The following is a 13,417-nucleotide window of genomic DNA, read 5'->3' on the forward strand; positions in this document are numbered from 1 at the left end:
CACCGCACGCCGCGGGTCACCCCCCGGACGTGTCCAGTTCCGCCTCCGCGCTGACGCCCGCGCAGTCGTACGGGTCCTTCAGCCAGCCCTCCGGCAGGACCACGCGGTTGTTGCCCGAGGTGCGGCCCCGGGGGCCGTCCGCGCCCACCGGCCACGGCTGGTCCAGGTCCAACTCCCCCAGATGCGCGTCCATCTCCGCCAGCGACGACGTGATCGCCAGCTTCTTCCGCATCTCCGAGCCCACCGCGAAGCCCTTCAGGTACCAGGCCACATGCTTACGGAAGTCGATCACGCCACGCGTCTCGTCGCCGATCCACTCCCCCAGCAGCTCCGCGTGCCGCCGCATCACGCCCGCGACCTCCTTGAGCGTCGGCGTCGCACAGGCGCCACCGCCCTCGAAGGCGGCCACCAGATCGCCGAACAGCCACGGTCGCCCCAGGCATCCGCGCCCCACGACCACCCCGTCGCAGCCCGTCTCCCGCACCATCCGCAGCGCGTCGTCCGCCGACCAGATGTCGCCGTTGCCGAGCACCGGGATCTCCGGGACGTGCTCCTTCAGCCGGGCGATCGCGTCCCAGTCCGCCGTACCGCCGTAGTGCTGCGCCGCCGTACGCCCGTGCAGCGCGATCGCGCTCACGCCCTCGTCGACCGCGATCCGGCCCGCGTCGAGGAAGGTGATGTGGTCGTCGTCGATGCCCTTGCGCATCTTCATCGTCACCGGCAGGGCGCCCGCGTTCGACACCGCCTCGTTCAGGATCGCGCGCAGCAGCGGCCGCTTGTACGGGAGGGCCGAGCCACCGCCCTTGCGCGTCACCTTCGGCACCGGGCAGCCGAAGTTCAGGTCGATGTGATCGGCCAGATTCTCGTCCGCGATCATGCGGACCGCCTTGCCGACGGTCACCGGGTCCACCCCGTACAACTGAATCGACCGCGGCGTCTCCGTCGCGTCGAAGTGGATGAGCTGCATGGTCTTCTCGTTGCGTTCGACCAGCGCCCGCGTCGTGATCATCTCGCTGACGAACAGCCCCTTGCCGCCCGAAAACTCACGGCACAGGGTGCGGAAGGGCGCATTGGTGATCCCGGCCATCGGCGCGAGCACCACCGGGGGCTGCACGGCGTACGGGCCGATCTTGAGCGTCGAGGACGGGGCGAGCGTGGTCATCCGCCCATTGTCGCGCACTCCCGGAGTCGTTACCGCCGCCGGGACGGGACATGGCCGTGGGCCCGGACCGCGTCATGCGGTCCGGGCCCACGGTCGTGATCAGGACTGGTCCTCCTGCGGCGCCGCAGCCTCGCTGCCGCCCTGTGCGCGCTCACGCATCTTGCGCACCAGGTCCTGCTTCTGCTCGGCGGCCGTCTTGCGGTCGGCGTTGCGCGCGGGACCGTTGCCCTGCTGGTCGGCGCGGGACAGCTTCTTGCGCTGTCCGCCCACGCCGAGGAGGTTGTTGCGGCTCTTGGCCATGGGGCTCTCCCATATGTGGTGAGAAGTGACTGGGGAATCGTCAGATGGCGGCGGGGGTGGACCGCCGCCCTCTCACTCGTAGATCTGGAAGAACGAAGACATGGAGGTGACGGTACCGCGCCTCGGGGCGGCGCAGGTACCAGTTTCCGGGCGACTTCCATGGACCGACGGATGACAGATATCAGATGACGACTGACGGATGACAGATATTGAAATCTGTCATCCGTCATGCCATGGTTGTGATGTCACCCCAATGCCCCACCGACCGAGGAGCCCCCTCATGACCTTCCCCCCTCTCCCCCTGCGTCCCCTCGGATCCACCGGCCCCCAGGTCTCCGCCCTCGGTCTCGGCTGCATGGGCATGTCCGCGCTGTACGGCGAGGCCGACCGTGCCGAATCCATCGCCACCATCCACGCCGCCCTGGAATCCGGGATCACCCTTCTCGACACCGGCGACTTCTACGGGATGGGGCACAACGAACTGCTGATCAACGAGGCCCTGCGCACCGCCCCCGCCGCAGCCCGCGAAAAGGCGCTCACCAGCGTCAAGTTCGGCGCCCTGCGCGACCCGGACGGCGGCTGGTCCGGTTATGACGGCCGGCCCGCCGCGGTGAAGAACTTCGCCGCCTACTCCCTGCAGAGGCTCGGCACCGACCACATCGACATCTACCGGATCGCCCGCGTCGACCCCGACGTCCCGGTCGAGGAGACGATCGGCGCCATCGCCGAGCTGGTCCAGGCAGGCCATGTCCGGCACATAGGCCTCTCCGAGTTCGGCGCGGAGTCCATCCGCCGGGCCGCGGCCGTGGCCCCGATCTCCGACCTCCAGATCGAGTACTCCCTGATCTCCCGCGGCATCGAGCAGGAGATTCTGCCGACCACCCGTGAGCTGGGCATCGGTGTCACTGCGTACGGGGTGCTCTCGCGCGGGCTGATCAGTGGGCACTTCACCCGCGACCGCGCGCTCGCACCGGGCGACTTCCGCGGTATGAGCCCGCGTTTCCAGGGCGAGAACCTTCGGCACAACCTCGGACTGGTCGAGGCGCTGCGCAAGATCGCCGAGCAGAAGGGCGTCTCCGTCGCGCAGATCGCCATCGCGTGGGTGCTCTCGCGGGGCGAGGACATCGTGCCGCTCGTCGGCGCCCGCCGCCGCGACCGGCTCACCGAGGCTCTCGGCGCGCTCGATGTCACCCTGGGCGCCGACGATCTCGCCGCGATCGAGCAGGCCGTCCCGGCCGGCGCGGCCGCGGGCGACCGTTACCCGACGGCGCAGATGGCCCACCTGGACAGCGAGCGCTGACCGGCGGGTACCGTCACAGGGTTCCGCCACCGGCTTCCGCCGACCGAAAGGCAGCACAGACGCGATGACGCCCGAAGCACTGACCCCCGAGCGCATCCTCGAAGCGACCGAGGACGTCCTGCGCCGCTATGGTCCGGCCAAGGCCACCGTCGTCGATGTGGCCCGTGCGCTGGGTGTCAGCCATGGCAGTGTCTACCGCCATTTCCGTACGAAGGCGGCGCTGCGCGAGGCGGTGACCAGTCGCTGGCTGGAGCGGTCGGTCGTGGAGCTTGCGAAGATCACCAACGGCCATGAGCATCCGGCGCCGGTGAAACTGCGGTCCTGGCTGACGACGCTGTTCGAGGCCAAGCGGCACAAGGCCGGTGACGATCCCGAGCTGTTCGCCACGTACGGCGTGCTGATCGAGGAGAACAGCGGCGTCGTCGAGGAGCACATCCGCGAGCTCGTGGAGCAGGTGCGGGAGATCATCGAAGAGGGCGTGCTCGCCCGGCAGTTCGCGCCGGCGGAGCCGGGGTCCGCGGCGCAGGCGGTGTTCGACGCGACGTCCCGCTTCCATGACCCGGCCTATGCGCCCCAGTGGCAGAAGCCGTCGATCGACGACGAGTTCGCCGCCGTACTGGATCTGCTGCTGCGCGGCCTGAGTGCCTGACCCGGGCGCCTGATACGAGCCTGATCCGGGCGTCTCATGCGGGCGTCTCATACGGGCTTCTCATACGGGCGGGCGACGCGGGCGCCGGAGTCAGACGCCGGGATCCACCGTCGCCTGGTGTGCCTCGACGAGGTGCTCCTCCGCCTTGAGCCAGGGCAGGAATTGCGCCCCCTTGCGCCAGCCGCAGGTGTCGCAGGTCAGCATCCGCTGTATGCCCGATTTCTGGACATGGACGACATGTTCGCGGCCGTGCTGATCCCATCTGCTGACCTTGCTGGTGGTCGTGGACGGCATCGTTCCTCCTGGTGACGAATTGCGCCCAGTGTGCAGCACGGACAACATCAACAGGGGCATCTTGTCGCGCTGTTGCTCAGCAGCCACCTGCGGTTCAGTCACGAGCCGCGATGGAGGCGGCACAGCGTACGCGAAGGCCGGCCGGGCAAGGAACCCGGCCGGCCTTCGCGTACGCCGGTGTGCGCTCAGCAGCCGAGCAGGCGGCTGCCCAGGTAGCCCTGGATCTGGTCCAGGGAGACGCGCTCCTGCTGCATGGTGTCGCGCTCGCGCACGGTCACCGCGTTGTCATCGAGGGTGTCGAAGTCGACGGTGACGCAGAACGGCGTGCCGATCTCGTCCTGGCGACGGTAGCGGCGGCCGATGGCGCCGGCATCGTCGAACTCGATGTTCCAGTTCTTGCGCAGGTCCGTGGCGAGGCCCTTGGCCTTCGGGGAGAGCTGCGGGTTGCGGGACAGCGGCAGCACGGCGACCTTGACCGGCGCGAGGCGCGGGTCGAGGCGCATCACGGTGCGCTTCTCCATGACGCCCTTGGCGTTGGGCGCCTCGTCCTCGTTGTAGGCGTCGAGGAGGAAGGCGAGCATCGCGCGGCCGACACCGGCGGCGGGCTCGATGACGTACGGGGTCCAGCGCTCGCCGGCTTCCTGGTCGAAGTACGACAGGTCGTGGCCGGAGGCCTTGGAGTGCGCGGAGAGGTCGTAGTCGGTGCGGTTGGCGACGCCCTCGAGCTCGCCCCACTCGCTGCCGCCGAAGCTGAAGCGGTACTCGATGTCGGCGGTGCGCTTGGAGTAGTGGGAGAGCTTCTCGGCCGGGTGCTCGTACCAGCGCATGTTCTCCTCACGGAGACCGAGGTCGCGGTACCAGTTCCAGCGCTGCTCCATCCAGTATTCCTGCCACGTCTCGTCCTCGCCCGGCTTGACGAAGAACTCCATCTCCATCTGCTCGAACTCGCGGGTGCGGAAGATGAAGTTGCCCGGAGTGATCTCGTTCCGGAAGGACTTGCCCATCTGCGCGATGCCGAACGGCGGCTTCTTGCGGGAAGTCTGCTGCACCTGGCCGAAGTTGGTGAAGATGCCCTGGGCGGTCTCGGGGCGCAGGTAGGCGACCGAGCCGGAGTCCTGGGTGGGGCCGAGGTGCGTGGAGAGCAGGCCGGAGAAGCTCTTGGGCTCGGTAAAGGTGCCCTTGTTGCCGCAGTTGGGGCAGTTGAGGTCGGCGAGGCCGTTCGCGGGGGCCTTGCCGTGCTTCTCCTCGTACGTCTCTTCCAGGTGGTCGGCGCGGAACCGCTTGTGGCAGGAGGTGCACTCGGTGAGGGGGTCGGTGAAGGTGGCCACGTGGCCGGAGGCCTCCCAGACCTCGCTGGCAAGGATCACCGACGAGTCGATACCGACGACGTCCTCGCGCGAGGTGACCATGTAGCGCCACCACTGGCGCTTGAGGTTCTCCTTCAGCTCGACACCCAGCGGCCCGTAGTCCCAGGCGGCTCGCTGACCGCCGTAGATCTCACTCGAGGGGTAGACGAAGCCACGGCGCTTGCTCAGGTTGACGATGGTGTCGATCTTGTCGGCGGCCACGGTGCTCTCTTCATTACGACGACGACGAACGGCGAATGCTTCAGGTTACCGGCGGCCGCACCCCCCGGATCAAATCGGTCCGGGGGGAGGCGGAGTCAGAGGGGAAACCGGAGGGCGCTCAGCAGCTTTGTTGACAATCGTTTCCAGTTTTGTTGAAAATGACTGTCATGAACGTACGCCGACTCATACCCACCACCGCCGCCGCCGGAGCCGTAGCCCTCGGCCTCATGGCCGTATCCGCCTGCTCCACCTCCGACGCCGCCGAGGGCAGCAACGGCGACAGGCTGAAGGTGGTTGCGTCGTTCTACCCGATGCAGTACCTCGCCGAGGAGATAGGCGGCGACCATGTCTCCGTCTCCACCCTCACCCAGCCCGGCGTCGAGCCGCACGACCTCGAGCTCAAGCCCCGCCAGACCGCCGAGCTGAACGAAGCGGGCCTCATCCTCTACCTCAAGGGCATCCAGCCCGCCGTCGACAAGGCCATCACCCAGTCCGAGGCGAAGAACAAGGTCGACGCCGCCACCCTCACCGAGCTCGAGCACCACGGCACCGAGGGCGGCCACAGTCACGAGGGCGAAGAGGCCGGCCACGACGAGCACGCGGGCGAGGGCGAGGCGGGCGCCGACCCGCACATCTGGCTCGACCCGGTGAAGTACGCCGAGGTCGCCAAGGGCGTCGGAAAGTCCCTCGAGAAGGCCGACCCGGACAACGCCGCGGACTACAAGAAGAACACCGACGCGCTGGTCAAGAAGCTCGACGGGCTGAACGGCAAGTACCAGCAGGGCCTGAAGAACACGGCCACCAAGACTTTCATCACCACCCACGCCGCCTTCGGCTACCTCGCCGAGCGCTACGGCCTGGACCAGGAGGGCATCGCGGGCGTCGACCCCGAGTCCGAGCCCAGCCCGGCCCGGATCAAGGACCTCCAGACCATCGCGGAGAAGGACAAGGTCAGCACGGTCTTCTTCGAGACGCTCGCCAGCGACAAGACCGCCAAGACCCTCGCCAAGGACACCGGCCTGAAGACGGACGTCCTCGATCCGCTCGAGGGAATTACCGACAAGTCCAAGGGCGATGACTACATCGAGGTGATGGAGTCCAACCTCACCGCGCTGCAGAAGGCTCTCGGCGCGAAGTGACCCACGACACACCGGAGGCACGAGCCATGGCCATGGAGCCCGTCATATCCGTCCGCGGGGCCCATGCCACGCTCGGCTCGCGCCCGGTACTGCGCGGCATCGACCTCACCGTCCAGCACGGTGAGGTCGTCGCCCTGCTCGGCGCCAACGGCTCCGGCAAGTCCACGGCCGTACGTTCCGTGATCGGCCAAGTGCCGCTCACCGACGGCGAGATCGCCCTGTTCGGCACGGAGCTGCGCCGCTTCCGCGACTGGGCGCGCATCGGTTACGTACCGCAGCGCACCACGGCCGCGAGCGGTGTGCCCGCGACGGTGCGCGAGGTCGTCTCCGCGGGCCGGCTCTCCCGTACGAGGCTGGGCCGGCAGACCCGGGCGGACCGGGCGGCCGTCGAGCGCGCCATCGGGCTCGTCGGGCTCGCCGACCGCGCCAAGGACTCCGTGAACGCCCTCTCCGGCGGCCAGCACCAGCGGGTGCTGATAGCCCGCGCGCTCGCCTCCGAGCCCGAACTGCTGATCATGGACGAGCCGATGGCGGGCGTGGACCTGGTCAGCCAGGAGATCCTCGCCGGGACGCTGCGCGAGCAGGTCGCGGCCGGGACGACCGTGCTGCTGGTCATGCACGAGCTGGGCGCGCTGGAGCCTTTGATCGACCGCGCGGTGGTCCTGCGCGAAGGCTGTGTGGTCCATGACGGGCCGCCACCGAAGGCCGTGGGCCAGCATGCGCTGCCCGGCCACGACCACGTACATCCGCACGCGGCCGACGAGCCGCTCCGCACGGGACTGCTGACCTGATCATGGAAATCCTCGAGACCGCGTTCATGCAGCGGGCGCTCATCGCGGCCGTACTGGTCGGCATCACGGCCCCCGCCATCGGCATCTATCTGGTGCAGCGCCGGCAGGCGCTGATGGGCGACGGCATCGGCCATGTCGCGATGACCGGTGTCGGCCTCGGCTTTCTCCTCTCGACCAACCCGATCTGGATGGCGACGATCGTCTCGGTCGTAGGCGCGGTCACGATGGAGCTGATCCGGGCGTACGGGCGCACCCGCGGCGACATCGCGCTGGCGATGCTCTTCTACGGGGGCATGGCGGGCGGTGTGCTGCTGATCAACCTCTCGGACACCGGTTCCACGGCCAATCTCAGCTCGTTCCTGTTCGGCTCGCTGTCGACGGTCTCCGACGCGGACCTCACGGCGATCTCACTGCTGGCCGCTTTTGTGGTGCTGGTCTCGGTGGGACTGCGCAGGCAGCTGTTCGCGGTCAGCCAGGACGAGGAGTTCGCCCGGGTGACCGGTCTGCCGGTGCGTGCGCTGAATCTGCTGATCGCGGTAACCGCGGCGGTCACGGTCAGTGTGGCGATGCGGGTGGTCGGGCTGCTGCTGGTCAGCGCCCTGATGGTGGTGCCGGTGGCCGCGGCCCAGCAGATCTCGCGGTCCTTCAGGGCCACGTTCGCGATCGCCGTGACCATCGGCGTCACCGTCACGCTGGCCGGAACCACGACCTCGTACTACCAGGACGTGCCGCCCGGCGCGACGATCGTGCTGCTCGCCATCGGCATCTTCGTCGTACTGACCGCGCTCGTGACCCCTCTCGCGCGGCGGCGTGCCCGCACACTGGAGGCGAGAGGTGCTCAGTGCACCGTGGACATGCCGGGCAACAGACGGCCCAGCGACGACGTCAAGGTCTGAGCCCAGGCCTGGCAGAATGGCCCGACATATGTGCGGGCAAAGCGAGGAGGCACCTGTGGCGACGGCGCCAATCGGCGGAAGTGCAGCCCCAGTGCGGGGCCGGTCGACCAAGCAGCGGGCCGCGGTTGCGGCGGCGCTGGACGAGGTGGACGAGTTCCGCAGCGCGCAGGAGCTGCATGACATGCTCAAGCACCGCGGCGACTCGGTGGGCCTGACGACGGTCTACCGCACGCTGCAGTCGCTCGCGGACGCGGGCGATGTGGATGTGCTGCGCACGTCCGACGGCGAGTCCGTGTACCGGCGCTGCTCGACCGACGACCACCATCACCATCTGGTGTGCCGGGTCTGCGGCAAGGCGGTCGAGGTCGAGGGACCGGCGGTGGAGCAGTGGGCGGAGACGATCGCGGCGCAGCACGGTTATGTGAATGTGGCGCATACGGTCGAGATCTTCGGTACGTGTGCGGAGTGCGCGGCCGCGGCCGCGAAGTAACCCGGGGCTCTGCCCCGGACCCCGCGCCTCAACGCCGGCGAGGCTGGTTCTCGCCGGCGTTCGAGGACAGGGCGGCTACTTCTCGTTCGGGATCGCGCCGCCGAAGCGGCGGTCCCGCTGGGCGTACTCCAGGCAGGCCCGCCACAGGTCGCGCCGGTCGAAGTCCGGCCACAAGACGTCCTGGAAGACCATCTCGGCGTAACTGCTCTGCCAGATCAGGTAGTTGGACGTCCGCATCTCGCCGCTGGGGCGCAGGAACAGGTCCACGTCCGGCATGTCCGGGTAGTAGAGGTACTTCTGGATGGTCTTCTCGGAGACCTTCGACGGGTCGAGCTTGCCCGCCTTCACATCCGCCGCGATGGCGGCCGCCGCGTCCGCGAGTTCGGCGCGGCCGCCGTAGTTGACGCAGAAGTACAGCGTCATCGCGTCGTTGTTCTTGGTCTGCTCCTGGGCGACCTGGAGCTCCTGGACGACCGACTTCCACATCTTCGGCATGCGGCCGACCCAGCGGATACGGATGCCGAGCTCGTCCATCTCGTCGCGCCGCCGCCGGATGACGTCCCGGTTGAAGTTCATCAGGAAGCGGACCTCGTCGGGCGAGCGCTTCCAGTTCTCGGTGGAGAAGGCGTACAGGGAGAGGTTCTTGACGCCCATCTCGATGCAGCCCTTGAGAACGTCGAGTACGACGCCCTCGCCGACCTTGTGGCCCTCGGTGCGCGGCAGTCCGCGCTCCTTCGCCCAGCGGCCGTTGCCGTCCATGACGCACGCCACATGGTTGGGCACCAGCTCGCCGGGGATCTTCGGCGGGCGCGCGCCGGAGGGGTGCGGCTCGGGGACCTTGTACTCGCGGCGGGACCGGCCCAGGATTCCGCGTCGTGCCATGCGGCTCACATCTCCTATTTCTCTACTTCTCGACGTACCTCAGCGAGCGCAGGCCGCGCTCCAAGTGCCAGTGCAGATAGGCGGAAACCAGCCCGCTGCCCTCCCTGACGTGGCGCGCCTCGCACGCGTCCGCGGCCGGCCAGTCGCCGGTCAGCAGTGCGCTGAGCAGTGCGATGGCCTCCGCCGAGGGTACGACGCTGCCCGGGACCCGGCAGTCACCGCATATGACGCCGCCGGCGGCCACGGAGAAGAAACGGTTCGGCCCGTGCATGCCGCACTTCGCGCAGTCGTCGAAGCTGGGCGCATAGCCGTTGACGGCGAGGGAGCGCAGCAGGAACGCGTCGAGGATCAGATGCGGGGCGTGCTCGCCGCGGGCGAGGGTGCGCAGGCCGCCGACGAGGAGGAGGTACTGCTGGACGGCTGGTTCGCCCTCGTGGTCGGTGAACCGTTCGGCGGTCTCCAGCATGGCCGTGCCGGCGGTGTAGCGGGCGTAGTCGGTGACGATCGCGCCACCGTACGGAGCGATGGTCTCGCTCTGGGTGCAGAGCGGGAGCCCGCGGCCGACGAGTTCGCTGCCGCGCGCGAAGAACTGCACGTCGACGTGGGAGAAGGGCTCGAGCCGGGCTCCGAACTTGGACTTGGTGCGCCGGACACCACGGGCGACGGCGCGGACGCGGCCGTGGCCGCGGGTGAGCAAGGTGATGATGCGGTCGGCCTCGCCCAGTTTCTGGGTGCGGAGGACGACGCCGTCGTCACGGAACAGGCTCATGCGGTCATTGTCCCGTACGGAGCTTCTCCGACCGTCATCCGCCCGGAGAATCAGTCGTCGACGCGCTCCTGAAGGCGGACGGTCACGCTGTCGCCCGCCTCCTTGCCGATCGCCTTGCGTACGTCGGCCTTCACCGGCAGCTTGTGCCTGCCGTCACCCAGGGCCATGAACGAACTCCGGAACGGATGACCGTCGATCGTGCCGCGGACCTTGACGAGGCCCCGGGTGCCGAAGAACTCGACCGACTCGGGCCACACCAGATACGTCCAGCCGCCCTTCTCAGGGCTCTTCTGCAGCGTTGCGCTGAATTGTCTGTCCATGCAGATAGGACGGCGCGAGGCGGGCAAACTCATCGCCCCTCCCGATCGGTGCGGCGTCCCGTCAGGTTTCGCAAGGAACCATTCCATAGAAGAATTGGACAGACACCCCTGACGTGCGGGCCACGCCACCATTGCAGCGATCGGGGCCAGCGTGTCGTCCAGCGATTCCAGGTTGAGTACGCATCCCTTCGGCACCACGGGCGCCGAAGGCGCGGCGGAGCGCGACGATGCACTGGCTGAGGCCGTCCTCAAAGCAGTCGAGGTGACCGGGGCCCATGCGGCGAGTGTGTTCCTGGTCTCGCGCAACCGTCAGACGCTGATACTCGCCGCAGCGGCTGGGATGCCGCCTTCCCTCCTCGGCGGCTGGCGGCGAATTCCTGTGAACAGTCCCATTCCCGTGGCGGAGGCGTTCCGCTCCAGGCGGACGGTCCATCTGGTCGACGCCGATGAGACCATGCGGCGTTTTCCTCAGCTCGCAGTCGCGTTGCCATACCCTTTCGGCTCCGCCTCCGTACCTGTCACGGCGGGGCAGGAGACCTTCGGGTCCATGGCCGCGGTGTGGGCCGCCAGGTCCGGGGGGCAAGGGCTGTCCAAGGCACAGCGACGGCACATGCGGACCGCGGCCGGCCGCCTCGGCGCAGCGCTCGCCGAGCTGAACGCGCGCGGCGTCGAAGTCGGGTACGACATGGAGACCGGTCCGCTGGAGGTCCCGGTACCTTCCCCCTCAGCGGTACGGGTAGGCCTGTTCGACTGGAACCTCGACACCGGAGCCCTGGAAGCGGATGCCACCTTGTGCGCGGTCTTCGGCCTCGCCCCGGACGAGTACGACGGACGAGCGGCCACGCTGGAGGCCCAGGTGCACCCCGCGGACCGTCCCGGTTTCCGCGGTGCCGCCCGTGCCGCACTCAAGGGCGGCCGCGTCCTCGCCCAGAGTCTGCGCGTGCCGGAGAAGGGCGGCGGTCACCGCACCATCGAGCTGTGGGGCCGGGTACCTGAACCCGACGCCGCCCGGGAGTCGCGGCCCCACCTGGTGGGCGGGGTCCTGGACCTCGGAGCCGGTATGGCCGCCGTCGCGGCGATCGAACGGCTCGCGGACGGCTTCTTCGCGCTCGACCGCGAGGGGCGTGTGGCCTACGCCAACCACAGCCTGGTGCGGCTGTTGCACGTACGTCGGGAGGATCTGGTGGGCCGCCGCCCCTGGGACGTTCTGCCGTGGCTGGCCGATCCCGCCTACGAAGACCGTTTCCGGGCCGCCAGGGTCTCCCAGCAGCCCGTCTCCTTCCTGGCCCGATCCCCCGACCGGTGGCTCGTATTCTCCCTCCGCCCGGATGCGCAGGGCATGACCGGCTGGGCTGCGCCGGCCGGACAACCGGTCCCGGCCGGGGCCGAGCCCGGGGCACCCCCCGAGGAGGCAGGAGGGGCCGCTCCGTCCTCATCGCGGCCCGCGCCGACACCCCTGGGCGCCATCTATCGCGTCCTTCAGATGAGCAGCGCCCTGACCGAGGCGGTCACCGCGCGCGAAGTGTGCGATGCCGTCGCCGACCAGCTCCTGCCCGCCGTCGGCGGTGATCGACTGGCGATATTCGTGGTGCACGAGCGGCACGTATATCTGCTGTCGCAGCGTGGCTACCGTGGGAACTTTCTGGAGCGGTTCGAGGGCCAGCCGCTGCACCACGCCGCCCGGGAGCCCGTGACCGGGGCGCTGACCTCCGGGGTGCCGCTGTTCATCGAATCGCGAGAAGAGTTCGGGGCGGCCTATCCCGAGCTCGAGCCCGAGTCCAGCTCCTTTGTCTTCCTGCCCCTGATCGCCTCCAGCCGCCCCGTGGGTGCCTGCATCCTGGGCTTCGACGAGGTCCACCGGTTCTCCGACGAGGAACGAAGCCTCCTCACCGCGCTGAGCGGGCTGATCGCCCAGGCGCTGGAACGTGCCCGGCTCTACGACGCCGAATTCACCCTCGCCCGGGGCCTGCAGAACGCGTTGCTTCCGCACCGGCTGCCCACGCTGCCGGGCGTCCGCGTCACCGGCCGGTACCTGCCCGGTACCCGCGGGATGCACATAGGCGGCGACTGGTACGACGCGATCCCCACGGACCGCGGCGTCGTGCTGGTCGTCGGAGACGTCGAGGGCCACAACGTCGCCGCCGCAGCCACCATGGGCCAGCTGCGAAGCGCGGTACGGGCCTTCGCCTCCGCAGGCCACCGACCGAGCGATGTGATCGCCAGCACCAACCGGCTGCTCCTCGACCTCGACCCCGGGCTCCTCGCCAGCTGCTGCTACGTCCTCCTCGACCCGGGTCAGGGAGTCGCGCACGTGGTGCGCGCGGGCCACTGCCAGCCCCTCCTGCGCCGACCCGATGGGCACACCGAGATCCTGGATCTGCCGGGCGGCCTGCCACTCGGAGTGGAGCGCGCCGTCGACTACCCGGAATCGGAGCTGAGTCTCGTGCCCGGCTCGATTCTGGCCCTCTACACGGACGGACTGATCGAGACACGCGAGTCCGACATCGGTGTGGGCATGGACCGGCTGCGGACCTTGCTGGCCCATGCTGCTGTGGGCTCCCTCGAAGAACTGGCCGACGCACTCCTGCGGGACGCCCGCCAGTCCCCGAACCGGATGGACGACATCGCGCTGCTGCTCACCCAGTACACCCATGCCTCGCCGCCGACGCCCCCCGCCGGGTGAGCGGAAGCGCGCACCGGACGGCCGCTTCAGGTCACCTCGCCCCGGCTTCGTGCGTTCACATACGCCGTCGTCGCGCTGATCCGCTCCGCCGCGGTCGCGAGCGGTGGGGCCCTGCGGGCAGCCCGGGAGCGGGAGGTTAGGGTGTCCTTACCCCGCCCCTCCCGGGTGCCGGGT

14 protein-coding genes are annotated in these 13,417 nt (G+C 69.1%); 7 read left to right on the forward strand and 7 right to left on the reverse strand.

Translation table 11 applies throughout. The features are described 5' to 3' along the window. Positions 1 to 16: 16 nt before the first annotated feature. Together dusB and SLUN_RS12715 are read right to left on the reverse strand one after the other, a co-directional pair. On the reverse strand, positions 17 to 1,162 hold the full coding sequence (gene dusB / locus SLUN_RS12710; protein WP_108148593.1) for a tRNA dihydrouridine synthase DusB: 1,146 nt from the start codon (positions 1,160 to 1,162) through the stop codon (positions 17 to 19). A gap of 99 nt (positions 1,163 to 1,261) precedes the next feature. After that, entirely contained in the window at positions 1,262 to 1,462 is a 201-nt protein-coding gene (locus tag SLUN_RS12715) for a DUF6243 family protein (protein WP_108148594.1), read from the reverse strand. Positions 1,463 to 1,742: 280 nt separating this feature from the next. On the opposite strand from SLUN_RS12715, the gene SLUN_RS12720 reads away from it, so the two are divergent. Further along, positions 1,743 to 2,762: an aldo/keto reductase gene (locus tag SLUN_RS12720; RefSeq protein WP_108148595.1), complete on the forward strand. Its 1,020-nt coding sequence runs from the start codon at positions 1,743 to 1,745 to the stop codon at positions 2,760 to 2,762. Between the two features lie 64 nt (positions 2,763 to 2,826). Next, a complete protein-coding gene (locus SLUN_RS12725; RefSeq protein WP_108148596.1) occupies positions 2,827 to 3,411 on the forward strand; it encodes a TetR/AcrR family transcriptional regulator in 585 nt (194 codons plus the stop codon). A 90-nt stretch (positions 3,412 to 3,501) separates the two neighbouring features. Here the strand turns inward: SLUN_RS12725 and SLUN_RS12730 are convergent, their stop codons facing one another. Then, positions 3,502 to 3,705 carry a hypothetical protein gene (locus SLUN_RS12730; RefSeq protein ID WP_108148597.1) on the reverse strand — a complete coding sequence of 68 codons (204 nt, stop codon included), beginning with the start codon at positions 3,703 to 3,705 and terminating at the stop codon, positions 3,502 to 3,504. A 185-nt stretch (positions 3,706 to 3,890) separates the two neighbouring features. Next, complete coding sequence (locus SLUN_RS12735; protein WP_108148598.1) at positions 3,891 to 5,273, reverse strand: glycine--tRNA ligase; 1,383 nt, start codon at positions 5,271 to 5,273, stop codon at positions 3,891 to 3,893. A gap of 167 nt (positions 5,274 to 5,440) precedes the next feature. Between SLUN_RS12735 and SLUN_RS12740 the strand changes: the two genes are divergently transcribed. The 4 genes from SLUN_RS12740 to SLUN_RS12755 are packed head-to-tail and all read left to right on the forward strand — an operon-like array spanning position 5,441 to position 8,589. Continuing rightward, positions 5,441 to 6,412, forward strand: a complete 972-nt coding sequence (locus tag SLUN_RS12740) for a metal ABC transporter substrate-binding protein (RefSeq protein ID WP_108148599.1) — start codon at positions 5,441 to 5,443, stop codon at positions 6,410 to 6,412. Positions 6,413 to 6,438: 26 nt separating this feature from the next. Next, positions 6,439 to 7,203, forward strand: a complete 765-nt coding sequence (locus SLUN_RS12745) for a metal ABC transporter ATP-binding protein (protein WP_108148600.1) — start codon at positions 6,439 to 6,441, stop codon at positions 7,201 to 7,203. Between the two features lie 2 nt (positions 7,204 to 7,205). Next, entirely contained in the window at positions 7,206 to 8,099 is an 894-nt protein-coding gene (locus tag SLUN_RS12750; RefSeq protein WP_108148601.1) for a metal ABC transporter permease, read from the forward strand. Between the two features lie 55 nt (positions 8,100 to 8,154). Then, positions 8,155 to 8,589 (forward strand): Fur family transcriptional regulator, encoded by a 435-nt coding sequence (locus SLUN_RS12755; RefSeq protein WP_108148602.1) that lies wholly within the window; start codon positions 8,155 to 8,157, stop codon positions 8,587 to 8,589. Positions 8,590 to 8,664: 75 nt separating this feature from the next. Here SLUN_RS12755 and SLUN_RS12760 read toward each other — a convergent pair whose 3' ends face one another. Genes SLUN_RS12760 through SLUN_RS12770 form a run of 3 tightly spaced genes read right to left on the reverse strand, consistent with a single transcriptional unit; the run spans position 8,665 to position 10,560 of the window. Continuing rightward, positions 8,665 to 9,471, reverse strand: coding sequence for an isoprenyl transferase (locus SLUN_RS12760; RefSeq protein WP_108148603.1), 807 nt, complete (start codon positions 9,469 to 9,471; stop codon positions 8,665 to 8,667). 22 nt (positions 9,472 to 9,493) lie between these two features. Further along, on the reverse strand, positions 9,494 to 10,240 hold the full coding sequence (recO, locus tag SLUN_RS12765) for a DNA repair protein RecO (RefSeq protein ID WP_108148604.1): 747 nt from the start codon (positions 10,238 to 10,240) through the stop codon (positions 9,494 to 9,496). 50 nt (positions 10,241 to 10,290) lie between these two features. Continuing rightward, positions 10,291 to 10,560, reverse strand: coding sequence for a DUF1905 domain-containing protein (locus tag SLUN_RS12770; protein WP_170146571.1), 270 nt, complete (start codon positions 10,558 to 10,560; stop codon positions 10,291 to 10,293). A gap of 172 nt (positions 10,561 to 10,732) precedes the next feature. Between SLUN_RS12770 and SLUN_RS12775 the strand changes: the two genes are divergently transcribed. Beyond that, positions 10,733 to 13,243: a SpoIIE family protein phosphatase gene (locus tag SLUN_RS12775; protein WP_217502302.1), complete on the forward strand. Its 2,511-nt coding sequence runs from the start codon at positions 10,733 to 10,735 to the stop codon at positions 13,241 to 13,243. Positions 13,244 to 13,417: the final 174 nt, after the last annotated feature.

The sequence above is a fragment of the Streptomyces lunaelactis genome (genome assembly GCF_003054555.1).
In the GTDB taxonomy this organism is placed as follows: domain Bacteria; phylum Actinomycetota; class Actinomycetes; order Streptomycetales; family Streptomycetaceae; genus Streptomyces; species Streptomyces lunaelactis.